Here is a 23,743-nt window from a genome sequence, read left to right as displayed (position 1 = left end):
ATAGCTGCCGGAGGTCCCCGCCTCTGGTGGCCATGCCTCTGGTTTTTACCATTTCATTGGGTGCCGGATGTGCCTCTATGGGCACTGATTACGACGTCAACGCCAGCCATCCTGATTCCAATGCGGAGTTGATGCCCGCGTTTGAGGACTATCCGGTTTCCCGATTTTCGTCGGCAGCGGTTGAACGGGTCGTGCCAACGTTCCTTTCTCCGGTGGACGAGATGTTCCTGGAGCGCAAAATCGGTTCATCAGCGAACTATGCAGGGAAGTATGTTTTGACTTATTGGGGGTGCGGCACGGCCTGTCAGCGTATTGCGGCGATCAATGTTGAAACCGGCGCAGTGCTATATCCCGGAGAGGGAGCTGCCTCCAGTGGCGTTTGCTTCGAACGCCACAGTCGATTGCTGATTGTGAATCCTGTTGTCAGAGAACCGGACGATGAGATTCCTGATTGGTTTTATACGTATTTCTATGAGATTACGGACGAAGGGTTCCGGTTGCTGGGCAAGACTCGCGCAGGGCTGGCAAATCCATGCGGACTTGAATAGGTTATTTGTGCAATGACGGACCAGGTTCTCGATAGTATTCAGGTTTTTGGTGTTGGCTATGAGCTTGTCGCTGAAGATCCGGGGGTGTTCTCTCCATGGGATTACGGCATTGAGCCGCACAGCATCTGCTCGTCCAACTGGTCTGGTTACGTTGCGGGCTTTGAGGTCCGGGATAGGCGGCTTTACCTTTCGTCCCTTAGTGTTGGCTGGGCGCCTCCCAAAAGGATAACAGGGCGCGATCCTGCAGAGAATGATCCACTGGGGCTTGATCAGTACCAACCACAAACCCTACCTGAGTTGAACGGTGTTGCACCGAAACCCATCAGCGGCAGCTACATGCTGTATACCGGTGTTGGTATGCCGCTTGATTACACTGGCCGTCTGATTGGAAGCGGAGACTACCCTGATTCGCTGGAGGGTCTCATGGAGTTTGTTTTCGAATCGGGCGTACTGATCGAAGTTATTGAACGCTCACAGGATGCCCTGGGAAATAGTTCTTGATCTGGATGACTGGAAGGGGGACCACGAGGTGCTTTGTGAGTTTCAGTGCACAGATGAATGGTACCCCCGGCAGGACTCAATATTAGTTTTAAGGCATTGAAAATAAACGTTAAAGAGTTTGGAGTCTGAATATGTACCCCCTGTTATACCCCCATTTCACATCATTTAAGCGAGATTGGAGCTTCGGGTACACAAAACAAAAAGCCTGCTGACGCTGAGGGGAAACTAGCCCAAACCAACTTTGATTCCTTTATCAATAATCCCTTCACGGTTTCTCAAATCAGGGGGTGGGCTTACAAAAATTAGATCCAATCCATGTGCCAGGGATAAGTCCCGCCGCGAAACCTCCTCTGTTCACGCCAAAAAGCTACCTTCTGGAAAAATGCCAATTATGGAGAAAGGTGCACTCCGAAATGAGGAGTGCGAGTTCCTGTCTTCATATTCGACTGCCAGGCTAAAACTTACTCATTATATCAACAGACTACCCTCCTAATCGCACAGCCGCTCTGCACCGCTCAGGGTGTTGACGTGTATGCGGCGTATTTCTCCCGTCGCACTAGGGAGCTTCCAAGCCCAAATTGCAGTAACTCCTTAAACTCTTAACGTCCGGATTGAGCCAGAAAAGATAATTAATTCAATTATTTATGGGCTTACAAACTGGCTTCGTGTGTCTGAAAAGGCTAATCCGTCAATTTTTTTATCCAGAATTCTTGACATGGATAGGTTTCGATGCGAATCTCTTCTAAACAAACAGACTGGACGGTCTGTAATGTGACAAAGATAAAAACAGAGGTCAGTGCGAGATGAGCACTAAAGAGGCACATATCATTATCGTCGGCGCTGGTCAGGCAGGTGCAGCCTCAGCAATGCAGCTAAGAGCCGATGGCTTTAACGGCACTATTACCCTTATAGGGGAAGAGTGTCACTTGCCATACGAGCGGCCACAGTTATCTAAGGAATTGCTCCTTCAAGACAACTACGAACTCAAGTCAATCCATGCTTACGCTGAATTTGAGCAGTCAGACATTACACTGATTCTTGGGCGCAAGGTCATTGATGTCCGGTCGGACCAACAAACTGTTGTCCTGGACAGCGGACAGAGCCTGAAGTATGACTTTTTGATCATTGCCTCTGGCGTGCGTCCGAGAGCTCTGCCGAATATCCAGGGCGAGAACATCATTTACTTACGCACGTTTGAAGAAGCTCAGAAGATCAAATCCTTCATCCATGATCGAGAAAAGCTAGTAATTATCGGTGGTGGCGTAATCGGGCTTGAGGTAGCAGCCGCTGCGTTAGTCAAGGAGTGTGATGTAACAGTCATCGAAGCCTCAGATCGGTTGATGGCCAGAAGCCTCACGCATCAAACATCAAATTTTCTGCAGAAAATTCATTCTGAAAAAGGGATTAAATTCAAGCTTGGTGTAGGCGTGGAACGAGTCGACGATCAAGGTGAATTAATTCTGTCGGACGGTACAACACTAATCGCTGACAAGGTTTTGGTCGCTGTAGGTGTTATTCCAAACAGTGAGCCATTTTCAGGTTTAGGGATCACTGACGAATTCGGAATTCGAGTTGATCGTTATGGTCGTACTTCTATTCCCAATATCTTTGCCACTGGTGATATAGCCTCTCAGCCTCAATACGGTTCTTTCGGGAGAGTCGAAACGTGGGCTAATGCACAACAACATGCTGTTACCGTTGCAAGAAACATCATTGGAAAAGAAGAGCCATACGACAAATTAACCTGGTTCTGGTCGGACCAAGGTGATTTAAATCTACAAGTCGTCGGGACATGTGCTTCTGATCATAAAGTTGCTCGATTGTCCTCAGAGTCTCAGAAATTCTCCGAATTCGCATTGGATAAAGATTCGAAGCTTGTCGGATGTATTTCCTTCAATAGCCCTAAAGATATAGCTTTTGCGCGCAAATGGATCCAAAAGAGTTCAAAGCTTGACGCTAATCTTCTGGCAGATCCTTCCGTCAATCTTAAGCAGTGTGAGATTAGATAAATTGTTGAGGTTAAAATCATGAAAGATCAAAAAGAATACGTAAAAATCGACTGCGATAGAAATACGTTCCACGTATCCAGGTCCGCTTTTGTAGAAAGTGATGTTTTCGATCGGGAGTATGAGAAAATATTCGACAAGTGTTGGCTTTATCTTGGACACGAGTCTGAAGTGAAGAAAAAAGGCGACTTCGTTACTAGAACGGTCGCAAAGAGAAACATCATCCTGACTCGCGATACTAAAGGAAACCTGAACGCGCTACTGAATACCTGTCCTCATCGTGGCGCTACCGTTTGCCGGGAATCTTCGGGCAATAGCAAAAACTTCCAATGCTTCTATCATGGTTGGGTTTTTGGTTGTGATGGAAAACTGAAAAATCAACCTGGTAAAGAGAGTTACGACGTCGAGTTCAATAATGATGGTAGTAGTGACCTCGCATCAGTTCCGCGTTTCGATATTTACGCTGGATTTTGTTTTATTAGTTTTGATCCCGACATTATTCCATTGCCTGAGTATCTCGCAGGTGCGAAGGAGTATTTAGACCTAATTGCTAGCCACTCTGAGTCAGGCATGGGTGTCGTTGATGGTTCCCAAGAGTATGCAATCCGAGCGAACTGGAAACTGCTCGTCGAAAATAGCATCGATGGTTATCACGCAGTAACAACTCACGCTAGTTACCTCGATTACCTGATGAATACAAATGGTGGTCTAACGGACGTTGCCCTCGAAGGTAAGAGTTATGACTTGGGCAATGGCCATGCCGTTCTTGAATACTCAGCTCCGTGGGGGCGTCCAATTGCGCAATGGGTTCCTCTGTTTGGAGAAGAGGGGAAAAAAGAAATGCAGGGGATCTATGACCGGCTGGTCGAGCTCCATGGTGAGGATATTGCACATCGAATCGCCAATAAAAATCGAAACCTTTTGATCTTTCCCAACCTCGTTATTAACGACATCATGGCTGTGACTGTTCGTACTTTTTATCCTGCAGAACCCGGCTATATGGTGGTTAATGGATGGGCGTTGGCGCCTAATCAGGAAAGCGAGTGGGCTAGGAAATATCGTTTATATAACTTCCTTGAATTTCTTGGTCCTGGTGGATTTGCCACCCCTGATGATGTTGAAGCACTTGAGTCCTGCCAAACGGGGTATCGAAATTTTAAATTGGTGGAATGGAATGATATTTCAAAGGGAATGGGATTGGAAGCACCTTCCTATGACGATGAGCTTCAGATGAGGGTTTTCTGGAGTCAGTGGGATAAATATATGCAAGCTGGGTCCCAAATTATTTCTTCACTTTAAGAATATGTGAGGCATTTATGTCAAAAGAATTCAATAGACACGAAATTGAAGACTTGTTGTTCCTTGAAGCAGACTTGCTGGACGAGTGGAAGCTAAAAGAGTGGCTAGAGCTGTATACGAAGGATGCATCTTACTACGTTCCATCCACTGACTTGCCGAAAGACGCAAAAGCAGACAACTCCCTTTTTTATATTGCTGACGACAGGCTAAGAATGGAGGAGCGAGTGACTCGGCTGATGAAGAAAACGGCTCACTCAGAGTATCCTAGATCCAAGACTCGTCATTTAGTGAGCAATGTCAGAATCCGAAATATTGATACGGATAATGATGAAGCCGAAGTTTCCGCTGCAGTTGTAACATTTAGAACAAAAGGCGGAAATACTGATCCGTACATTGGAAGTAATTATTACCGTATATGTCGAGAAAATGGGGTTTTGAAAATACGGGAAAAACTTTGCCGCTTGGATCTGGACGGCCTTAGGCCTCATGGTCGTGTGAGTATAATTCTTTAAAGTGCGGAGTTCGCTCTATGTCTGTTCCATTTCGATATAAAAAGCTAGCTTATGCTGCGGTAAACGTCACGGACGTAAAACGATCCGTAGAATTCTATAAAAATGTTGTTGGCCTAGACCTCGTAGATGAATCTGAAGGCGTTGCATTCTTTAGGTGTAGTAAAGACCATCACAATATTGTTTTGTGTCAATCCCAGGAACCAGGGCTTAAGAGAGTTGCATTTGAAGTAGAGAGAGACTCAGATCTTGAATCCGCCTTTGAACACTTTCATCAATCAAACATGTCCCCCGAATGGGTAGAGGAAAAGGAGCGAAAGTTTTATAAGCAAGGTAAAACCTTCAGAGTAAAGGAACCCGTCAGCGGTTTAACAGTTGAGCTTTTTAGCAGCATTACACAAATGGCGAATGAGTTTGTTCCTACAGTTGCCAAGATCGCTCGCCTTGGGCACGTTGTCATCGGAAGTAAGAACTTTGATGTGGCTTGTGAGTCATTTGTCGAGAAATTTGGGTTTCGAATTTCGGATTTCATAGAAGACCGAATCTGCTTTATGCGGTGTTTTCCAAATCCATTTCATCACACATTTGCGGTTGGTCCTTCCAGCAAGAATCGTCTTCACCACATCAACTTTATGGTGACGGATATTGATGATGTCGGTAAGGCTCTCTATAGGCTCAAAAAGAATGACGTCAAGATCGTTTACGGTCCAGGGCGGCACCCTCCTTCTAACAGTGTGTTCATTTATTTTCTTGATCCCGATGGCACGACACTCGAATACAGTTTCGGGATGGAAGAATTCCCGGAGGCCGATGCGAGGGAGCCTCGTATGCTTGAGGCAGTTCCTGAGTCTTTGGATACCTGGGGGGCAGTGCCTGACCCGCTGTTTGGTGTGGGTGGCCCAATCGAGGAGGCGCTATGAGGGCGCATGCTTGGTCGAAAGGTTGTCTTCAGGGGCAAGTGGCCGTTGTTACCGGAGCCGCACAAGGGATTGGGCGAACAATATCGGAACAGCTCGCGTACACCGGCGTCAATCTGATGCTGGCCGACCTCTCTGAAGAGAAACTGGACAAGTTAAGAGGGGAGTTAACTTCGGAATATGGCATTGACTGTGCCCATTTCGTTGGGGATCTCTCTAATGAGTCAACGGTTAAAGAGCTGGGGCATCGCGCAAGAGCGGAACTGGGACCGGTGGATATATTGGTTAACTGTGCTGGTGGGGGTGTGATTCTCCCTTTCCTTGAGCACACAGCCGAGACGTTGAAGCAGACGGTCGACCGTAACCTGTGGACCGTGATCTGGTGCACCAGGGAATTTATTCCGGACATGCGGGACCGTAAATATGGTCGCGTCATCAACCTTGGAGCTGACTCTGTTCGCAATGGATTGCCCGACCACGCTGGCTATAACGCTGCGAAAGGCGGTGTTCACGGACTGACTACTGGATTAGCGAGGGAGTTTGCACGATATGGAGTAACCGTAAATACCGTTGCTCCCTGTGCGGTTGCAACCCCCCAGCTAGCTCATTTTCTGGAATCACAGCCAGAGTTGGCTCAAAAATTTATCGATGTAATTCCCTTGGGGCGAGCTGGTGAGTTAGATGAGATCGCATCAGCAGTGATTTATCTCGCTCTGCCAGAGGCATCTTTTATAACTGGCCAGGTTCTGAGTGTAAACGGTGGGAGCACAATGCTATGAATCAGCAGATAATAGCTACCAATAATACTAACAAGTGGGTTCCGATTTGTTCTTTCTCCGAGGTAGAGCCCGGAGATGTTATGCAGGCGGAGCTACCGGATGGTCATAAACTTGCTGTCTATAACCTCGACGGTGATATTTATGTGACAGATGACAGATGCACGCATGGTGAGGCATCGCTCTCGGAAGACGGCATGGTCGAAGGTGAGGAAATAGAGTGCACCTGGCACTTTGGAAGGTTTGATATTCGAACAGGTAAAGCCTGTGCAATGCCCTGCACGGTACCCCTTAAAACATGGAATGTTGAGGTTCAGGGTGACCAGGTTTTTGTGGAGGATGATCGGTCATGAGTCTTCCTGCAGGGCGCCAACCACTTCCGGTATTGCAGCAGCGCGTTCGTATTGTTTCGAGAGCGCTTGCCCGCCATGGTTTGGTTGGCGCTTGGGGCCACTGTAGTGCCCGAATAGATGAGAACCGTTTTTTGGTCTGTGCTGCAAAGCCCATGGGGCAGATTGGCTCTCATGACGATGGGGTCATTGTGAATGTCGATCAACCTTTGCCTGAGGGCGTTCTGGGTGAAGTGAGAATTCATCAAAGAATCTATGCCCGGCGTCAAGATGTAGGAGGGATATGTCGGGTTATGCCTCCCATTACCATGGCGTTATCCACGTTAAAGCGTGTCCCTAAGCCTCGCCATGGGGTTGGGGCGTTCATCGCCGATTGTCAGTTTTGGGATGATCCACGTCTCCTTCGTGACGATTCCTTGGCAGACGAGTTGGCAATTGAGATAGCTAATGAAGATGCCTTGGTCATGCGTGGAAACGGCGCGGTGACTGTTGGAGGAAGTATTGAAGAGGCCATGTGTAAAGCCTGGTGTCTTGAGGACGCAGCTAGGATTGAGCGATATGTCAGTGATCTGTCTGATGATTTAAGCCAATCGCTGCTTTCGAAGGATGAAGTGTTGGCTCGCCAAGTATCGTCGGGGAGAGTGTTTGAAAGACTCTGGGAATATCTGACTGCAGGTGACCCGGAGCCTCTGGATGAAAGCTTGGCGTTTCCGTCTGAGAGTGAGGTCTGGCTATGAAGGCGGGCGTGAATAACGTTGGGTTGTCGTGGCTAAGCAGAACCTACTTATTAGTTGATGCTAAGATTCGCATCGCGGTCGGTGCTTTGCTAACTACACTGACCGAGTTGAAAAGTGACGTTACCGAGTCCTTATATTTTAGAGAGTGGGATGCGAATGAGCACGATCAGCACAAATTCAAACGCTTCGAAGACCAAGCAACCTTCGCCACGGCGTACTCAGGAGCAGCGGCGAGAGGCGACACGCAAACAGATCTTAGCTGCTGCCATTTCTCTTCTACGAGAGAAAGGGTATGCCGGCTTTCGGATATCCGAAGTGGCAGAGAAGGCGCAGGTTTCTCGTGGGGCACAGACGCATCATTTTCCGACCAAAGACAGCCTCTTGTTAGCTGCGTTGGAGCAGGTTTATTCAGATGCGCGAGAAGATACGTTCAAGTTAATCAAATCTCTGACACCGGAGAGCGATCTCATTACAGCCCTATTTCAGGATGGCGAGAATTTCTTTCTTGGCCCTTATTTCTCGATGGCACTGAGCTTGCTAAATGTAGGGGATGGGAACACTTCTCTTGGTCGCCAAGTTCAGGAAATGTCCAAGGACAATCGCAGACCCCTGGAGATAGCGTGGGTCAATGCATTTGTAGAGAGAGGAATAAATCAAAGTTTGGCGGAAAATATTGTCTCTTCAGCCTATTGCTTGTTTCGTGGTTTGGCTGTTCGACAACTCTTGCACGTAGATCCACACCACGTAAAACAACAAGCGGAGTTCTGGGGAAAGCTACTCCGAAAAGAACTCGAGCAGAAAGCGTAACGTTTCAATCTTGGGGCGTCCCTAGAACACGGGGCGCTCACATTACTCCCCTTTAAGATGAACCAGCCTGGGCTTGTTGAAGCTCGGGGCATACCGTCGTGCGTCGAATTTAGGAGATTTTTATATGAGCTTATGGCTAGACATGTTGGGCACTGAGATTCGTTTTGTTTCAACTCCCAGTTTCGGTGATATTCGAATTGCAGAAGCCGGCAAGGAAAATAAAGAGGTTATTCTTTTTCAGCATGGGATAAATGGTCACCTCGAAGCATATGCAAAAAACATCATCGCTTTGTCCGAGGACTTTCATGTCATAGCTTTTGATTATGTTGGTCACGGTTTGTCTACCAAGAAAGAAATGGAATATTCGCCAATCGTTCTGGCAGATCAGCTGAAGGAACTGATGGACGCTTTGGGCATTGAGAAGGCGCATTTGTCAGGGGAGTCTTTGGGAGGCTGGACCTCAGCCCACTTCGCGGCAAAGTATCCGGATCGGGTTGATCGTTTAATGCTCAATACTGCCGCAGGTTTGCCAATTGCGACAGAAAAAGGAAGAAATGATCTTGAAAAGCTTATTGAGCTAAACAAAAGAAATACAAATAGTGTTCCAAATTATCAGTCTGTTGAAGCTCGGATGCATTGGCTGATGCATGAAAGTAACCATCATTTGATCAATGAGGAACTGGTTAATCTAAGACTCGGAATTTATCTAAAACCAGAAACAGTTAAGGTTGCACCGCTAATCACAAAAATCATTGAAAAGCATGATGATTTTTTGATTCCGCTGGACCGAATAACGTGCCAAACGCTTTTTCTCTGGACTGAAGACAACCCTATTCATGATATTGAAACCGCGCGTTCTGCCTCAGAGAAGATTCAGGGAAGCCACGTTTATTTGATGAAGTCAAAGTCTGCTCATTGGCCGCAGTATGAAGCGCCAGAAGAGTTCAATGAGGTAACAACGAATTTCTTCAAGTTTGGAAAAGTAGGGTAGGTAGAGGCGCAAATATGAATTCAAGTGCCAATAATTGTGAGCAAATTGCAAAAGAGCTGTTTTCTGCTTACCAGGGCTCCATGCCGATTGACAGTATTACAGACCGATATCCAGAGCTAACCGTCCAAGATGCTTATCAAATACAGAAACTGTTTGTTGGTAAGAGGTTAGCCCTGGGTGAACAAGTTATTGGCAAGAAAATAGGTGTTACCAGTCAGGCTGTCATGGACATGTTGGGTGTGAACCAACCCGATTTCGGTCAGCTGACGGACCGGATGGTGATCAACCAGGGCGAGTCAATTGCCATGAAATCCATGATCCAACCCAAAGCGGAGGGTGAGATTGCCTTTGTCCTGAAACAGGACCTGAGTGGCCCCGGTGTCACTGTGGCTGATGTGCTCAGGGCCACCGAAGGCGTAATGGCGTGTTTCGAGATTGTCGATTCACGAATTCGCGACTGGAAGATCCGGATTCAGGACACAGTGGCTGACAACGCCTCCTGTGGTGTCTTTGTGCTGGGTGACCGTTTGGTCGACCACCGAAACCTTGAGCTGTCCACGACTGGCATGGTGCTTGAGAAAAACGGTCAGGTAGTGGGTACCGGCGCTGGAGCAGCAACCATGGGGTCACCGGCCATCGCCGTCGCCTGGCTTGCCAATACCTTGGGTGAGCTTGGCATGTCGCTCAAAGCCGGAGAAGTGATTCTGTCCGGAGCCCTGTCCGCCATGGTGCCCGTGACTGCCGGTGACAATTTGCGGATGACGCTGGCGGGCATTGGCAGCTGCTCCGTGCGATTCGACTGATATAAGCAACAGGAAAGAGTCATGAGCAAGAAACTGAAAGCAGCCATCATCGGCTCGGGCAACATCGGCACCGACCTGATGATCAAGATCCTGCGCAACGGCCAGCACATCGAGATGGGCGCCATGGTCGGTATCGACCCGGAATCCGACGGCCTGGCCCGCGCCCAGCGCATGGGCGTGGCCACCACCCACGAGGGCGTGGACGGCCTGGTGAAGATGCCGGAATTCGCCGACATCGACATCGTCTTTGACGCCACCTCCGCCAAGGCGCACATGCACAACGAAGTGTTCCTGCGCGGTCACAAGGAAAACATCAAGATCGTCGACCTGACCCCGGCGGCCATCGGCCCCTACTGCGTGCCGGTGGTGAACCTGGAGCAGAACCTGTCTGAAGGCAACGTCAACATGGTCACCTGCGGTGGCCAGGCCACCATCCCCATGGTGGCGGCGGTCTCCCGCGTGGCCAAGGTGCACTACGCCGAGATCGTGGCGTCTATCTCTTCGAAGTCCGCCGGTCCGGGCACCCGCGCCAACATCGACGAGTTCACCGAAACCACCTCCAAGGCCATCGAAGTGGTCGGCGGTGCCCAGAAAGGCAAGGCCATCATCATCCTGAACCCGGCCGAGCCGCCCCTGCTGATGCGCGACACCGTGTACGTGCTTTCCGACGCCGCCGATCAGGCGGAAGTAGAAGCGTCCGTAGAAGAAATGGTGAAAGCCGTGTCCTCCTACGTACCGGGCTATCGCCTCAAACAGAAAGTCCAGTTCGATGTGATTCCGGAAGACCAGCCCATGAACGTCCCGGGTCTCGGCCGCTTCAGCGGCCTGAAGACCTCCATCTTCCTGGAAGTGGAGGGCGCCGCCCATTACCTGCCGGCCTACGCCGGCAACCTGGACATCATGACCTCCGCCGCGCTGGGCACCGCCGAGCGCATCGCCGAATCGCTGGTCAAGTGAGGAGACTGACTCATGACTTATAACCCCGGCAAGAAACTGTACATCTCCGACGTGACCCTGCGCGACGGCAGCCACGCCATCCGCCACCAGTACTCCATCAAGAACGTGCAGGACATCGCACGGGCGCTGGACAAGGCGAAAGTCGATTCCATCGAAGTGGCCCACGGCGACGGCCTGCAGGGCTCGAGCTTCAACTACGGCTTCGGCGCCCACACCGACCTGGAGTGGATCGAGGCGGTGGCCGAAGTGATCGAGCACGCCAAGATCGCCACCCTGCTGCTGCCCGGCATCGGTACCGTCCATGACCTGGACAACGCCTACAACGCCGGTGCCCGCATTGTTCGCGTGGCCACCCACTGCACCGAGGCGGATGTCTCCAGGCAGCACATCGAGCACGCCCGCAAGCTGGGCATGGACACCGTCGGCTTTCTGATGATGAGCCACATGCAGACCCCGCAAGGCCTGGCCGAGCAAGCCAAACTGATGGAAGACTACGGCGCCACCTGCCTCTATGTGGTCGATTCCGGCGGTGCCATGAACATGAACGACATCCGGGACCGCTTCCGGGCCCTGAAAGACGTTCTCAAACCGGAAACCGAAACCGGCATTCACGCCCACCACAACCTGGCCCTGGGTGTGGCCAACTCCATGGTCGCGGTCGAGGAAGGTTGTGACCGGGTCGATGCCTCCCTGTCCGGCATGGGCGCCGGCGCCGGCAACGCGCCGCTGGAAGTGTGCATCGCCGCCTTCGACAAGATGGGCTGGGAGCATGGCACCGATCTGTACGCCCTGATGGACGCTGCCGATGACGTGGTGCGTCCGCTGCAGGACCGCCCGGTTCGTGTCGACCGCGAGACCCTGGCCCTGGGCTATGCCGGAGTTTACTCCAGCTTCCTGCGTCACTCCGAGGTGGCGGCGCAGAAGTATGGCCTCAAGACCGTGGACATTCTGGTAGAGCTTGGCCGTCGCCGCATGGTGGGTGGCCAGGAAGACATGATCGTGGATGTGGCGCTGGATCTCCTGAAGTGAGCTGAATAGGAAAGATTTGTCATGAACAAAAACAATACGTTTCTGGAAGCAAGAAATTTTCTGATCTCACAAAGAATTAATTACGAAGATGCCGTTGATCAATTTAAATGGCCACAGCTTAGCGAATTTAACTGGGCTTTAGATTATTTCGATTATATTGCCAGCGGCAACCATAATCCGGCGCTCCACATCATAAATGATGAAGGAGATGACGACGTTTACAGCTTCGACCAGATTTCACGGCGCTCGAATCAGGTAGCCAATTTCCTTGAAGCCCAGGGAGTCTGCAAGGGCGACAGAGTCTTGCTTATGCTCGGGAACGAAGTAGCCCTGTGGGAAGTTATGTTAGCGTCCATTAAAATTGGCGCAGTAATAATTCCGACTTCAGAACTGTTGGTGGAAGAAGATCTTTTAGATCGAATTCACCGTGGAGGTGCGAAATTTCTGATTACAAACTCCAACCACCTTAATAAATTTGAGCGCTTCTTGGATGGAATGACCTCTGCGATTTGTGTCGATCTAGATTCTAATCTGGATGATTGGATTTCGTATAAATCAGCAAGTGCATTCAAAGAAGACTTTAAACCAAGAGAGAAGACTTTAGCGCACGATCCACTTTTACTCTATTTCACATCAGGGACAACCTCTAAGCCCAAGCTGGTTCTTCATTCGCATCAAAGTTACCCGGTAGGAAGTTTGACCACCATGTACTGGATTGGGCTAAAGCCTAATGACGTACATATGAACATATCGTCGCCGGGATGGGCAAAACATGCCTGGAGCTGTTTCTTTGCTCCATGGAACGCGGAAGCATGTATATTTATATATAACTCCAGTCGTTTTAATGCTAAGTCGCTTTTGAGTGTATTAACGAGCTATCCCGTTAATACTTTATGTGCACCAGCGACTGTCTGGCGGATGTTGGTCCAGGAAGATCTAAGTGCTGTTAAGTCTCGACTTGAATTGAGGGAGTTGGTTGGAGCTGGCGAGCCTTTGAATCCTGAGGTAATTCAAAAAATTCAAAAGGCATGGGGAATTATAGTAAGAGATGGGTATGGGCAGTCAGAAACCACAGCTCTCATTGGTAATACTCCGGGGCAACGCGTTAAGCCAGGGAAAATGGGGCGTCCTTTGCCTGGATATGAGGTTGTTCTTTTGGACGATCGAGGGATTCCTGCCCAGGAAGGTGAGGTCGCTCTCAAAATAGACAATAAGCCAACCGGCTTAATGTTGTGTTATGAGGACAGCGAAGAAAAAACCAATGAGGTCATGGCTGAGGGTTTTTATCGCACGGGCGATACCGCTTCTAGGGATTCGGAAGGATACATCACCTTTATTGGCAGGGCAGATGATGTTTTCAAGTCATCAGACTACAGAATAAGTCCGTTCGAGCTTGAAAGTATTTTGATGCAACATCCTGCCGTTGTAGAGGTCGCTGTCATTCCAGTTGATGATCCGGTTCGGTTGTATTTGCCAAAAGCATATTTGGTTCTGTCGGAAACTGCATCAGAAAAAGAGGAAGATGTCGTAAAAGATATTTTTAATTTCATATCCGTAAATATGGCCCCCTATAAAAGAGTGCGATTTATTCAGATTATTGATGAATTCCCTAAAACCATATCAGGAAAGATAAGGAGGGTAGACTTAAGGAAATTCGAGAATAAGGATGAAAGTTTGAGCTTGAATGTTAGTAGAGAGTATGGCGAGAAAGATTTCATCTAGGTGAATTAATATTCTTTAGATAAAAAATCCCGACAAAATTCCAAGCGGCTATGGGGTTTCTTTTAACAAGGACGTTTTACAAGAATAATTTCATATTTAATGGTGACGATTAAATGTTTCGGTCTGATTGTTAAGTCTTCGGTTTGATGGTTGGTTTTCTTTATATTTTAAAGGATATACATTTTTGCGGTTGTCTCTGCATTTTGCCCAGATTTTCTGGGATTTTTTTTGTTTTCGACGAAGTGATCGAAGAACGAACTGTTTGCAGGTGTTTCTATATTCTCTACAGACGAGGAAATCATGACTCTATTGAGTTGGTCAATTTTTCGCACAGTCCTGCGTTCTAGTCAGGTTTTTTGAATTTTTTATTTCGCTTTCCAGGTGATTTTTCACTGATAATAAGTCTTCACTTATTTGATGTGCTCAATTATATTTTGAGCTTTTAGGTGTTTGAGTTGTAGTTTTTTCACTGTAAACGTGGTGTGAGACGCTGGGGAAGTAACCCTGATCAGGAAGCCGTGCCATGAAGCGATCTTCTCACACCAAAGAGCAAATGGCCTTCACCCTGCAACAGGCCGAACTGGCTACGTCGGTCACGGAAGTCTTTCCCAAGGTGAGGGCCGGGCGCCACATTTTTCATCTATGGACTACCTCCCTATTGCATGTACCTTAAGCAATTGGAGGAGGAAAATCAGCGACTGAAGAAGCTGGTGGCCGATTTAAGCCTGAACAAGGCCATGCTTCAGTACATGGTTGCACAAGCTCTGAGATCACCTCTTCGAGGCCAGTTGGTGGCTGACCTGCAGAAACTATACGGAATAAGAGCAGGCCAGGGGTGTACGGTCTTGCAGTTTTTCAGGCGTCCTGTCGGTATCAATCGGCGACAAGGGACTCGCCGGCAGTGTCGACGAGAACCCGTGAGATCGCCGATACGAGCCTCCACTGCTTCTATCGAGGTGTTCATGTTCAAGTTTAAAGGGAAAGCTGGCGTGACAACCACAAACGGGTCTACCGACTTTAATCGTGGCCAAGTACTGTGACTTCGCCTCAAGTGTCCCAATTGCAGAAATGGGGCCAAGTACCGTCAGCCGCTTCAGTAGGCAAACCATCCCAATCACATCTGAGATATGAATTTTGTCTCAGATGCTCTATTCGATGGCCGGCGACTGCGCCTAATGACGATCATTGACCTGTTTACCGAGAATGCCTTTGTATCGTGGTCAGACAAAGTCTGAAGGGGCATGATGTTCAGTAAGTCCTGAATGCCACTGCTCGTTTTCGAGTAACCCCAAGGTCTTCAAACCGGACAAGGGTTTCGATTTTGCCGGCACGGTCCTGGACCGCCGGGCGTATGACCGGAAGGTTGAAATGGACTTCTCGCAGCCAGGCAACCCCACCGACAACGCGACGGTGGAGTTCTTCACTGGGCGACTGAGGCAGGAGTGGCTGAACGAAAACTGTTTCTCGCAATTGGCAGGCCAGGGAGAAAATCGAAGCGTGGAGGTCGTTCGATAACCATGTTCGCCCCCATTCCGCATTGCAGTAGTCCAGGCCCTCCGGCTACGCCATGAAATATGCGGTTTCTGGGTGAAAACAGCAACAACCGGAGTCGGATTTTTCCGACTCTGGCTTGCCCCTAATATGTTATTAGGGGCAAGCCCTCCGCCACGCTCCTCAAAGAAAACTCCTAGAACGCCTTAGTATAGGCGAAGGAAGCGGCGATTTGTGAATGCGCGACTTCGATGGGAGTGTCGGTTAACGGAAGGCTGTCGTTGGCGACCTTTTCCCGAAACCCGTATGCCAGTGCGAAATCGATTCTATCGTTGGCGCCAAAGGCATACGAGACGCCGCCTGTGACGTTGGTGGTTGGCGTAGAGGGTATGATTGGCAAGACCCCAGTGCTGGGAGTTGCTTGGTCCGCATAGTGGATGCCTGCGCGGAACGCCCAGTTTGTGCTGTAGCGATATTGCGCTCCAACAGAGAACACGTTGGTGTCCCGATAATTGAAAGGCAATATGAGGCTGAGGCTATCACCTGAATCTTGTTGCTTGAACCCAACGCGAATGTCTTTCATGACGTCACTCCAGTATACGCGCTTATAGTCGATCGAAACGACGAAGTCATCCGCAAACCAGTGACTTAAACCGGCTACCAGGTGAGCGGGCATTTCGAAGTTGCGCAACGTTACGCTGCCATCGAGGGGAATATTACCGGCGAGAGCGCTCACTGCTGTTAGATTGGCATCACCTGAGACATCGCCGACGTTCGTTTTGAAGTTATATGCCAGTCCAAATCGTGTTTGGGGGGACAATTGATAGGTCAGTCCGAGTCTGCCGCCTATTCCCCAAGCATCCACACCACCGCCGGCGGCACGCCCATTGTCCACAGACAGATAACCCGCAGATAGTTCTGGGACGCTCATTAGTGTCGGAACTAACGAACCTGACAGCCGCCCTTGGGCTGCTAAACTACCGATTTGTGATGTATCTAGCAGCAGGCCTAGGTTCACCGATGTCCATACGGCATCCAAAGAAGCACCGACAGCAAGTTTTTCGTTTACCTGATAGGCTGCAGAGAGTGGTACTCGCAAGACGAGCAGTCGAGAGAAGCTGTCGAGTCCCGTGTCGATGCCGTTGGTAGAGGTTCGGGAGAGAAAACTGCTATCGCCGAACTGAGTTCCGACACCGTCAGATGCAAAAGCCCCCACACCTAACGAAAATCGTTCACCACGCCAGACATAGGAAAGTTCTGGGCCGAAGTACGGCCCATTGTTTCGGCCACGGCTATGAGAGCGTGCTTTCTCGCCGGTTAGGGTATTACTGACCTCTAGATCGGCAGAAATGATATCTATACCGAGACCCAGATGGGCTCCCTTCCGAATCAGAGTAAGGGTCGCCGGGTTTAACATCATTCCCTGTGCACCAATATCATAGGCTGCGCCGCTCCCACCCATGCCGAGGGACACCGGGCCGTAACCGATGAGGTTGAAGGCATCGGTTGCATATGCACCGCTACTCCAAAGGCAGGCCTGAAGGGCTAGAAAACTACTTACGCTATAGCTGTATATTGTTTTATTCATAAGCTATTCCTTTTCATCTTGTTTTTGTAAAGAAAAAACCTACAGATCTCGGCCATCTGTGAACTTGTCATAGAAGATCTTCTCAAGAGGTATGCCCAACTCCAGGAGTCGAGTGATGGCGGCATCGATCATCGGTGGGGGCCCACATAGGTAACCTTCTGCGCTATCGCAAAATTCAGCGGGGATATGATCAGTCACCAAGCCTCGCGCGCCCGTCCAATCGCTAACTTCCGGTTCTTGGGACAACACAGGGATGAATCGGAACTCGCCCCGCCAGTTGGCAGCAATATTGGCAATCGAATCGAGCTGATACAGATCACCTTGCGTTCGTGCGCCGAAGAGCAAGGTGCAGTCACGCTGTATTCGATTTCCCCTAATGTGCTCAAGAATACTGATCAATGGCGCAAGACCACTGCCTCCGGCGATGCACACCATCGGCGCATCTCCGCCCCGCAGGTAAAATGTGCCATGGGGGGCTTCCATCTCCAGCGGTTTACCATCCAGCTCAGCGCTGAACAGAGCCCCGGTGAATTCGCCTCCCGGTACCTTGCGGATATAGAATTCAATGCTGCTTCGGCCATTGCGCTGTGGCGCGTTGGCAAACGAATAACATCGGAAGCGTTCAGAGCCTGGGATGCGAAGCTTCGCATACTGTCCGGCCAAGTAGTGGACCGGACGGTCAGCTTGAACGGTAACTTTGAGAATGTCGTGGGTGAGAGGCTCTGTCGCAACAATTCTTGCCTCGAACTGTTCAGCCGGCGGCAGGGTAGCCGACTGAACATCAAGCTCGACCACGGTGAGTTCGTCACGCGGGAATGCTTGGCAGGCCAGTATATAACCTGCATCCAGTTCGGCCTTTGACAAAGTGTAGCCAAATGGTGTTGCTTCCCGAACTCGGCCCTGCTTAAGGCGAGTTTTGCATGAGGCGCAGGTGCCAACCGTGCAGTCATGTGGATAGGGGATATCATTAGCCAGGGCAGCTTCCAATAACGTTTGTCCTGGCGCCATCGTAATTGTCACGTCTTGAGGCAGGATCCTTAGTTGTTTGGGTGCGCCTTTGCCAAAAATAGACTGAATGAAACTTCTCATTTGAGCTCCTCCTCACACTGGGCGGTAAAAGGCCGGCTTAGTCAGAATGATCACGACGAGAGTGGAAGCGACCATAATTACTGAGCTAGACATCCGATCGATAATCTATGACGATCGGTAAACGTTCTTGGGGCATTGTCTGTTGTCTGAGATGGTTAGGGTTTGACTGGGTGCGTGTATCGTCGCGATATAGTACAAGCCTGTGGCCTTGCTAGTCCGCGCATCCGTCTGCCAACACCGTCGAGTAGCTACAGTGGGGCCAACGAACAGGTTGGCACTCCAGCGTTTATATCAGTCTGAGCAACAACCCATCACCACCCAGCGAAGGGATCAAAAGAATTTGTCTATCGTTCCCAATCCCGCTCTCTGAAGGCCCCGCTCCGGGGGCCTTCTCTGGGATCATGGTTGTCTTCCGAGGCGCTCCGCCTAGCCATGAGTCAATGTGGTGTTATCAGGTCGGTGATTGTCACGGTTTCCACAATCTTCCACCCAATCTTCCCAGCCAGCTCTGCGGTTTTGCTCCATGGCCATCTTGCGTTCAGCAGCCGAGGCGAATTCCCTGTCCCAACGTTTCAAGGCTGGCTTAATGGTTCTGTGCCATAAAGGCGGAACAAAGCCTTGCAGGAAGCATGAGATGATGCTGGGGATAACGATTGCGTCTCTGTCGGGCTCCAGTTTGTAGTAAGGAATATAGGAATTGAGGTGGTGATCGGCGTGGTTGGTAATTTCAAATGCATACAGCCGAGACAACGTTCCAAAGTGGTTCCAGACGTGATGTTTCTCGATTGGCGTCCCAGATACGCGCACTTGGCCGTAATGTTGGTAATAGTTCATCGCCTCGACCCAGAAGCGGGCAATGACCATCGGAATCACGCATAAGCCGACTGCGGCCCACCCACCAATGAAGTAGATGATTCCGAGGAAAACCACGATCGCTAGCAGAGCACGCCATAGTGAATGCCGGATCGAGTAACGTCCGTAGCCTCGCCGCTCAAGGTTGTCGGCGTCCAACTTCAATTCCCAACGGAAGGACTCCAGCGCTGCTCTTGGCGTAAACGTGTAAATGCTTGTACCCCGAGGTGCGGTATCAACATCCTCCTTTGTTCCGACATCACGGTGATGCCCGACGACGTGAACTTCCATGCGCATAGTGTCGAGAAAGACTATTTGCGCGTAGCGACCTACGAATCGGGCTAGGCGTCCCCTGGAATGGTAAAGTTCGTGGGTCGCCGGAACGCCGGGAACTACCGACAGCCAGGCTAAGCCCGCCACACCAGCTACAATCTGAAGGGGGGTAAGGTCGTTATGCTGCACCGACCATGCAAATGCGAAATACATGATCGGTAGAAGGAGAGTGGAGATCCACACTGGAAGGTAGGCCCAGAAATGGCTCTCCATTTTTCGCTTTTTCAGATCTAAAGGAAGCAGCATATCGGCCAGTGCAATCGTCGGAAAGGCTGCGATTGCAATCCACATATAGTTGCCCCCCCAGTAAAACCCCAGGATAGCCAGAACCTGTACGAGTGGGGCAAAGTAGTATTTAATATATTCCCACATGATCGTTCTCCTTGAGGGATCGGATCCCTCTGATTTGTTTTTTAAGATTGTTGTTAGTCATCCAGCAGTGCACAGACGGTTTTGGTCTCGGTATAAGCAAGCAAGCCTTCCTCCGAGATCTCCCGCCCCCAGCCCGACTGTTTGAATCCGCCGAAAGGTGCCGCCGGATCAATTACCCCATGGCAGTTGATCCACACTGAGCCAGCTTGGAGGCGGTGCGCGACGCGGTGCGCTTTCTTGATATCCCGCGTCCAGATGTTGGCGGCAAGTCCATAAGAGGTATCGTTTGCCATATGGATTACCTCGGCTTCATCCTTGAAAGGGATAATGCTGATCACGGGTCCGAAAATTTCCTCCTGAGCGATACGCATTGAAGGGTCGACGTCGGCAAAGATGGTGGGCTGCATGAAGTAGCCCTTTTCACCAAGTGTCTTGCCACCGCTGACCAGTCGGGCACCTTGTTCGATCCCAGACTGAACGTAATCCATCACTCGCTCTTGTTGTCTTCGTGACACTAATGGGCCCAGCATGGTGTCTGGATCCAATCCGTTGCCGACTTTGAATTGCCCTGCGGCGGCTGAAACGGCTTCGACAACCTGGTCATATACACTGGCTTGGACGAATAGTCGGCTGGCGGCAAAGCAGACTTGTCCGGAGTTGAAGAAAACGGCGAGGGCTGCGCCCAAACCTGCCTGATCCAGGTCCGCGTCGGCAAAGACAATTCCCGGTGATTTGCCCCCCAACTCCAAAGTAACGCGCTTCATGTTGCCCAGTGCATACTCGACAATCTTCTTGCCGACTACCGTAGAACCGGTGAAGGTAATTTTGTCCACGTCAGGGTGACGCGCCAGCGCCTGGCCAGCCTCGTGCCCATATCCATTAACGATATTGAGTGCGCCTTCCGGCAGCCCGGCTTCCAAGCACAGTTCAGCAAGCCGGAGCGTACTCAGTGGGGTGAGCTCTGAAGGCTTGAGTACCACTGTGCATCCGGCAGCCAGTGCAGACGCAATTTTCCAAGAGCCCAGTGCGAGTGGATAATTCCATGGCGAGATAGCTCCCACGACACCAATTGGTTCACGGCGAGTGTAAGCATGATATTCACGGCCATCGAAAGAGATTGGGGGGGTTGTACCACCTAACTTGGAACACCACCCTCCCATATAACGAAAAACATCGACAGTAGAGGGCAGGTCGATGACCTTGGCGAATTCAATTGCCTTGCCAGCATCCAGCGACTCGAGATACGCCAATTCATCAGCATTTTCTTCCACTTTCCGGGCGATATTCTCAAGAATTCGGCCACGGTCGATCGGACGGATCTTTCGCCAAGCAGGCGACTGGAAAGTGGTACGGGCAACCCGTACCGCCTCGTCAATATCCTCCTGAACCCCCTGCGGTACATGGGTTATGATGCCTTCTGTTGCGGGGTTTTCGACGGCGATGGTCTTGCCAGAGACAGCGTCCTTCCATTGGCCACCGATAAGGTTTTGATTGCGGAACGTCGCATGGTTCGCATCGAAATTCGAGCTAGCGCTCATAAGCTGACTCCCTGATTGCAGCTAGTGAAGGGTTTTGCGGCGAGAGGTGATTAGAGGCTCATGTAAATGCCGCCATCCACAATAATGTTCTGCCCGTTCACATAAGAGGCTTCATCACTGGCTAGCCAGAGTGCCACACCCGCGATATCGGCAGGGACTTGCGATCGGTCGATAGCCCGCATTGAGGCGGAAACACCTTCGAACTGCTCATGCTGTTGAGCATTGGCGATAGCATTTTCTGAATGGGTGTAGCCGGGAGAGATGGAGTTGACTAAGATCCCGGACTTGGTCGCCGCGAACTCACGAGCCATAGCGCGTGTCATCGCTGCAACTGCGCCCTTGCTGGAAACATAATGCAGCATGAAGGGGGCCCCGATGTGGGCAATTACCGAGGCGATATTAATGATCTTCCCACCGCCGCCTTCGCGCATGGCGTCTGACACTGAGCTGGTACACAGCCATGGACCCTTAACGTTGACGCTATAGAGGCTGTCCCAGTCCTCAACAGAGATTGACTCCATCGGGGCATGATTGAGACCCGTGAAGATCCCAGCATTATTGACCAATAAATCAATCTTTCCAAAGCGCTCCAGCGCAGTCCTGGCCATCTGTCGAGTGCTTTCGGGATCTGACACGTCGGTGCAAACACCCACCGCTACTTCATCGCCCAGTTCTGACGCAGCCGCTTCGGCCCCTTTTACATCAGCAATGACAACTTTCGCGCCTTCTGCAAGGTAAGAGCGCGCAATAGCATTACCGATACCGGTTGCCGCGCCAGTGATGATCGCGACCTTGTTTTTTAGTCTCATTTTCGTCTCCTGTGATTGTTTTTGTGCCTGCTGCGGAGATAAATACAGACAGGTTGGTTTGTTTGTTGGGTGGATTAATGATCAGCGAAAGTAATGCTCGTGTCAATAGTTTTTGCAACGGGCCGCCAAGTCACTGAACAGGCAAAATACCCCCGTTGCTGCGCAAGTGGCAGGCCAGGGATACAGGCAAATAAGCGAAACGCGGCACCCTGCGATTACAGCGCACACTCTTCGATTGAAATCACTGTTCAGTTTGTCTTTGCAGGACGGGGTAGTTCTCAGCTGGAATAAATCTCAAACCTATATCACCTCTGTGAACCGAGGCACGGACAGTGCCTTCCCTCCCAATTCACAGAGGTAATTTCCGATGTCTGAACAATGCCCCAACTGCCTGTCCCGCCGGATTGGCAAGAACAACTACGGCAAGAAAACCGCTGGTGTAGTCGGTGCGTCTGCCGGCACCTATGGCGGCTATGCCGCTGCCACGGCCGGTGCTCAAGCGGGCGCTGCTCTGGGAATCGTTGCCGGCCCTGTCGGTGCGACCGTGGGCGGTATCGGCGGTGCCGTCATTGGTGCGCTACTGGGCGGTGCCACTGGCGCTTCCGCTGGCGTGATTCTCGGCGATGTCCTGGATGACCGTGTGCTGGATAACCTTCGCTGCCTTGATTGCGGCTATTCCTTCAGTACCGATCCCGACTCAAGCAACGATATCCGCTAATCCCCCTCTCAAATTCCATAGGAGAACGACCATGGCTCACCTTATCGAGCAAATGGCCTACGTTGGTCAAACCCCTTGGCATGGCTTGGGGAACGAACTGACTTCCAATCAGCCGCTGGAGGTCTGGGCAAAACAAGCGGGCTTGGACTGGCAGATTCAAGAAAGCCCTGTCCGCTATGTCACTAATTCTAGTGGCAGTCTGGGTGAAATCCTCTCGTACCCGGATTCCAAAGTGCTTTACCGCTCGGATACCAAGGCTCCGCTGTCGGTCGTCGGTAATCGCTTCAAGGTGGTTCAGCCCGAGGAGATTCTTGAGTTCTATCGGGATCTGACCGAGGTGTCCGGTTTTGAGCTGGAAACAGCTGGAGTCCTGAAAGGCGGTCGCAAGATGTGGGCCCTGGCCCGCACCGGCCAATCCGGCATGCTCAAGGGAAACGATCAGACCAATGCCTACGTGCTGCTGGCAACCGCCTGTGACGGCACCATGGCCACTACTGCTCAGTTCACTAGCATTCGTGTGGTTTGTAATAACACCCTCGCAGTGGCGCTGAAAGGCTCGACCGCAAATGCTGTGAAGGTGAAGCACAACACCGCCTTTGATGCAGACCTGGTGAAGAAACAGCTCGGTATTTCGGTCAGTGCATGGGATAACTTCATGTATCGATTGAAGACCCTGAGTGAGCGAAAGGTGAAGAACACCGAAGTCAGGAACTACTTCCTGAAGGTATTCACTGATGATTCCGAAAGTAGTGTTGGCAAAACGAACGAGCGATCCATGGCCAAAGCGCTATCTCTGTATGAAGGGGAGGGTACGGGTGCCACGTTGGCCTCATCGGATGGCACAGCCTACGGGCTCCTCAATGCCGTCACGGAATTCGTTGATCACCAACGCCGGGCCAAAAGCGTAGATCACCGGCTGGATTCAGCCTAGTTCGGAACCGGTGCGGCCTTGAAGAACCGTGCATTAGAACAGGCTCTGTCACTTGTGGCCTGAGCCGATC

Annotated in this window: 22 protein-coding genes and 1 pseudogene; 18 read left to right on the top strand and 5 right to left on the bottom strand. The window is 50.7% G+C overall.

Annotated elements, in window-relative coordinates:
- Positions 1–77 precede the first annotated feature (77 nt).
- From BM254_RS12670 to BM254_RS18030, 16 genes are all read left to right on the top strand, one after another.
- Complete coding sequence (locus BM254_RS12670; RefSeq protein WP_092004155.1) at positions 78–548, top strand: hypothetical protein; 471 nt, start codon at positions 78–80, stop codon at positions 546–548.
- Positions 549–560: 12 nt separating this feature from the next.
- Entirely contained in the window at positions 561–1,049 is a 489-nt protein-coding gene (locus tag BM254_RS17695; RefSeq protein ID WP_139227073.1) for a hypothetical protein, read from the top strand.
- Between the two features lie 803 nt (positions 1,050–1,852).
- Positions 1,853–3,058 carry an NAD(P)/FAD-dependent oxidoreductase gene (locus BM254_RS12660; protein ID WP_092004149.1) on the top strand — a complete coding sequence of 402 codons (1,206 nt, stop codon included), beginning with the start codon at positions 1,853–1,855 and terminating at the stop codon, positions 3,056–3,058.
- 18 nt (positions 3,059–3,076) lie between these two features.
- The gene (locus tag BM254_RS12655) at positions 3,077–4,354 is read left to right on the top strand and encodes an aromatic ring-hydroxylating oxygenase subunit alpha (RefSeq protein WP_092004146.1); all 1,278 of its coding nucleotides are present in this window, start codon (positions 3,077–3,079) and stop codon (positions 4,352–4,354) included.
- A 17-nt stretch (positions 4,355–4,371) separates the two neighbouring features.
- Complete coding sequence (locus tag BM254_RS12650) at positions 4,372–4,866, top strand: aromatic-ring-hydroxylating dioxygenase subunit beta (protein WP_092004143.1); 495 nt, start codon at positions 4,372–4,374, stop codon at positions 4,864–4,866.
- 17 nt (positions 4,867–4,883) lie between these two features.
- Complete coding sequence (locus BM254_RS12645; RefSeq protein WP_092004140.1) at positions 4,884–5,783, top strand: VOC family protein; 900 nt, start codon at positions 4,884–4,886, stop codon at positions 5,781–5,783.
- Positions 5,780–6,559 (top strand): SDR family NAD(P)-dependent oxidoreductase, encoded by a 780-nt coding sequence (locus tag BM254_RS12640; RefSeq protein WP_092004137.1) that lies wholly within the window; start codon positions 5,780–5,782, stop codon positions 6,557–6,559. Before BM254_RS12645 ends, BM254_RS12640 begins: the two co-directional genes overlap by 4 nt.
- Positions 6,556–6,909, top strand: coding sequence for a non-heme iron oxygenase ferredoxin subunit (locus tag BM254_RS12635; RefSeq protein WP_092004134.1), 354 nt, complete (start codon positions 6,556–6,558; stop codon positions 6,907–6,909). The genes BM254_RS12640 and BM254_RS12635 overlap by 4 nt, the downstream gene beginning before the upstream one ends.
- Positions 6,906–7,643 (top strand): class II aldolase/adducin family protein, encoded by a 738-nt coding sequence (locus tag BM254_RS12630; RefSeq protein ID WP_092004132.1) that lies wholly within the window; start codon positions 6,906–6,908, stop codon positions 7,641–7,643. Before BM254_RS12635 ends, BM254_RS12630 begins: the two co-directional genes overlap by 4 nt.
- 156 nt (positions 7,644–7,799) lie before the next feature.
- A complete protein-coding gene (locus BM254_RS12625) occupies positions 7,800–8,450 on the top strand; it encodes a TetR/AcrR family transcriptional regulator (RefSeq protein ID WP_175497269.1) in 651 nt (216 codons plus the stop codon).
- A 124-nt stretch (positions 8,451–8,574) separates the two neighbouring features.
- Entirely contained in the window at positions 8,575–9,441 is an 867-nt protein-coding gene (locus tag BM254_RS12620; protein ID WP_092004126.1) for an alpha/beta fold hydrolase, read from the top strand.
- Between the two features lie 14 nt (positions 9,442–9,455).
- Positions 9,456–10,244 carry a 2-oxopent-4-enoate hydratase gene (gene dmpE, locus BM254_RS12615; RefSeq protein WP_092004123.1) on the top strand — a complete coding sequence of 263 codons (789 nt, stop codon included), beginning with the start codon at positions 9,456–9,458 and terminating at the stop codon, positions 10,242–10,244.
- 21 nt (positions 10,245–10,265) lie between these two features.
- Complete coding sequence (locus tag BM254_RS12610) at positions 10,266–11,201, top strand: acetaldehyde dehydrogenase (acetylating) (RefSeq protein ID WP_092004120.1); 936 nt, start codon at positions 10,266–10,268, stop codon at positions 11,199–11,201.
- A 12-nt stretch (positions 11,202–11,213) separates the two neighbouring features.
- Positions 11,214–12,230 (top strand): 4-hydroxy-2-oxovalerate aldolase, encoded by a 1,017-nt coding sequence (gene dmpG / locus BM254_RS12605; protein WP_092004117.1) that lies wholly within the window; start codon positions 11,214–11,216, stop codon positions 12,228–12,230.
- Positions 12,231–12,251: 21 nt separating this feature from the next.
- Positions 12,252–13,952: an AMP-binding protein gene (locus BM254_RS12600; RefSeq protein ID WP_092004114.1), complete on the top strand. Its 1,701-nt coding sequence runs from the start codon at positions 12,252–12,254 to the stop codon at positions 13,950–13,952.
- Positions 13,953–15,320: 1,368 nt separating this feature from the next.
- Positions 15,321–15,467: an integrase core domain-containing protein gene (locus BM254_RS18030; protein WP_092004107.1), complete on the top strand. Its 147-nt coding sequence runs from the start codon at positions 15,321–15,323 to the stop codon at positions 15,465–15,467.
- Between the two features lie 172 nt (positions 15,468–15,639).
- Here BM254_RS18030 and BM254_RS12585 read toward each other — a convergent pair whose 3' ends face one another.
- The 5 genes from BM254_RS12585 to BM254_RS12565 form a co-directional block, all read right to left on the bottom strand.
- Entirely contained in the window at positions 15,640–17,031 is a 1,392-nt protein-coding gene (locus BM254_RS12585) for an OmpP1/FadL family transporter (RefSeq protein ID WP_092004104.1), read from the bottom strand.
- A 39-nt stretch (positions 17,032–17,070) separates the two neighbouring features.
- Positions 17,071–18,120 carry a 2Fe-2S iron-sulfur cluster-binding protein gene (locus tag BM254_RS12580; RefSeq protein WP_092004101.1) on the bottom strand — a complete coding sequence of 350 codons (1,050 nt, stop codon included), beginning with the start codon at positions 18,118–18,120 and terminating at the stop codon, positions 17,071–17,073.
- A gap of 426 nt (positions 18,121–18,546) precedes the next feature.
- Positions 18,547–19,677, bottom strand: coding sequence for an alkane 1-monooxygenase (locus BM254_RS12575; RefSeq protein ID WP_092004098.1), 1,131 nt, complete (start codon positions 19,675–19,677; stop codon positions 18,547–18,549).
- A 53-nt stretch (positions 19,678–19,730) separates the two neighbouring features.
- Entirely contained in the window at positions 19,731–21,215 is a 1,485-nt protein-coding gene (locus BM254_RS12570) for an aldehyde dehydrogenase family protein (RefSeq protein WP_092004094.1), read from the bottom strand.
- Between the two features lie 50 nt (positions 21,216–21,265).
- Entirely contained in the window at positions 21,266–22,024 is a 759-nt protein-coding gene (locus BM254_RS12565) for an SDR family NAD(P)-dependent oxidoreductase (RefSeq protein ID WP_092004091.1), read from the bottom strand.
- Positions 22,025–22,391: 367 nt separating this feature from the next.
- Here BM254_RS12565 and BM254_RS12560 point away from each other — a divergent pair, with 367 nt between their 5' ends.
- Entirely contained in the window at positions 22,392–22,742 is a 351-nt protein-coding gene (locus tag BM254_RS12560) for a hypothetical protein (protein ID WP_092004088.1), read from the top strand.
- 31 nt (positions 22,743–22,773) lie between these two features.
- Positions 22,774–23,736 (top strand): annotated as a pseudogene (locus BM254_RS12555) (DUF932 domain-containing protein).
- Positions 23,737–23,743: the final 7 nt, after the last annotated feature.

Source organism: Marinobacter pelagius (assembly GCF_900114925.1).
Classification (GTDB): Bacteria; Pseudomonadota; Gammaproteobacteria; order Pseudomonadales; family Oleiphilaceae; genus Marinobacter; species Marinobacter pelagius.
This window is presented reverse-complemented; position numbering and strand designations above follow the sequence as displayed.

Coding starts and splice junctions, on each gene's coding strand:
- BM254_RS12670 (WP_092004155.1), top strand. CDS start 78: ATGGGCACTGATTACGACGTCAACGCCAGCCATCCTGATTCCAATGCG.
- BM254_RS17695 (WP_139227073.1), top strand. CDS start 561: ATGACGGACCAGGTTCTCGATAGTATTCAGGTTTTTGGTGTTGGCTAT.
- BM254_RS12660 (WP_092004149.1), top strand. CDS start 1,853: ATGAGCACTAAAGAGGCACATATCATTATCGTCGGCGCTGGTCAGGCA.
- BM254_RS12655 (WP_092004146.1), top strand. CDS start 3,077: ATGAAAGATCAAAAAGAATACGTAAAAATCGACTGCGATAGAAATACG.
- BM254_RS12650 (WP_092004143.1), top strand. CDS start 4,372: ATGTCAAAAGAATTCAATAGACACGAAATTGAAGACTTGTTGTTCCTT.
- BM254_RS12645 (WP_092004140.1), top strand. CDS start 4,884: ATGTCTGTTCCATTTCGATATAAAAAGCTAGCTTATGCTGCGGTAAAC.
- BM254_RS12640 (WP_092004137.1), top strand. CDS start 5,780: ATGAGGGCGCATGCTTGGTCGAAAGGTTGTCTTCAGGGGCAAGTGGCC.
- BM254_RS12635 (WP_092004134.1), top strand. CDS start 6,556: ATGAATCAGCAGATAATAGCTACCAATAATACTAACAAGTGGGTTCCG.
- BM254_RS12630 (WP_092004132.1), top strand. CDS start 6,906: ATGAGTCTTCCTGCAGGGCGCCAACCACTTCCGGTATTGCAGCAGCGC.
- BM254_RS12625 (WP_175497269.1), top strand. CDS start 7,800: ATGAGCACGATCAGCACAAATTCAAACGCTTCGAAGACCAAGCAACCT.
- BM254_RS12620 (WP_092004126.1), top strand. CDS start 8,575: ATGAGCTTATGGCTAGACATGTTGGGCACTGAGATTCGTTTTGTTTCA.
- dmpE (WP_092004123.1), top strand. CDS start 9,456: ATGAATTCAAGTGCCAATAATTGTGAGCAAATTGCAAAAGAGCTGTTT.
- BM254_RS12610 (WP_092004120.1), top strand. CDS start 10,266: ATGAGCAAGAAACTGAAAGCAGCCATCATCGGCTCGGGCAACATCGGC.
- dmpG (WP_092004117.1), top strand. CDS start 11,214: ATGACTTATAACCCCGGCAAGAAACTGTACATCTCCGACGTGACCCTG.
- BM254_RS12600 (WP_092004114.1), top strand. CDS start 12,252: ATGAACAAAAACAATACGTTTCTGGAAGCAAGAAATTTTCTGATCTCA.
- BM254_RS18030 (WP_092004107.1), top strand. CDS start 15,321: ATGGACTTCTCGCAGCCAGGCAACCCCACCGACAACGCGACGGTGGAG.
- BM254_RS12585 (WP_092004104.1), bottom strand. CDS start 17,031: ATGAATAAAACAATATACAGCTATAGCGTAAGTAGTTTTCTAGCCCTT.
- BM254_RS12580 (WP_092004101.1), bottom strand. CDS start 18,120: ATGAGAAGTTTCATTCAGTCTATTTTTGGCAAAGGCGCACCCAAACAA.
- BM254_RS12575 (WP_092004098.1), bottom strand. CDS start 19,677: ATGTGGGAATATATTAAATACTACTTTGCCCCACTCGTACAGGTTCTG.
- BM254_RS12570 (WP_092004094.1), bottom strand. CDS start 21,215: ATGAGCGCTAGCTCGAATTTCGATGCGAACCATGCGACGTTCCGCAAT.
- BM254_RS12565 (WP_092004091.1), bottom strand. CDS start 22,024: ATGAGACTAAAAAACAAGGTCGCGATCATCACTGGCGCGGCAACCGGT.
- BM254_RS12560 (WP_092004088.1), top strand. CDS start 22,392: ATGTCTGAACAATGCCCCAACTGCCTGTCCCGCCGGATTGGCAAGAAC.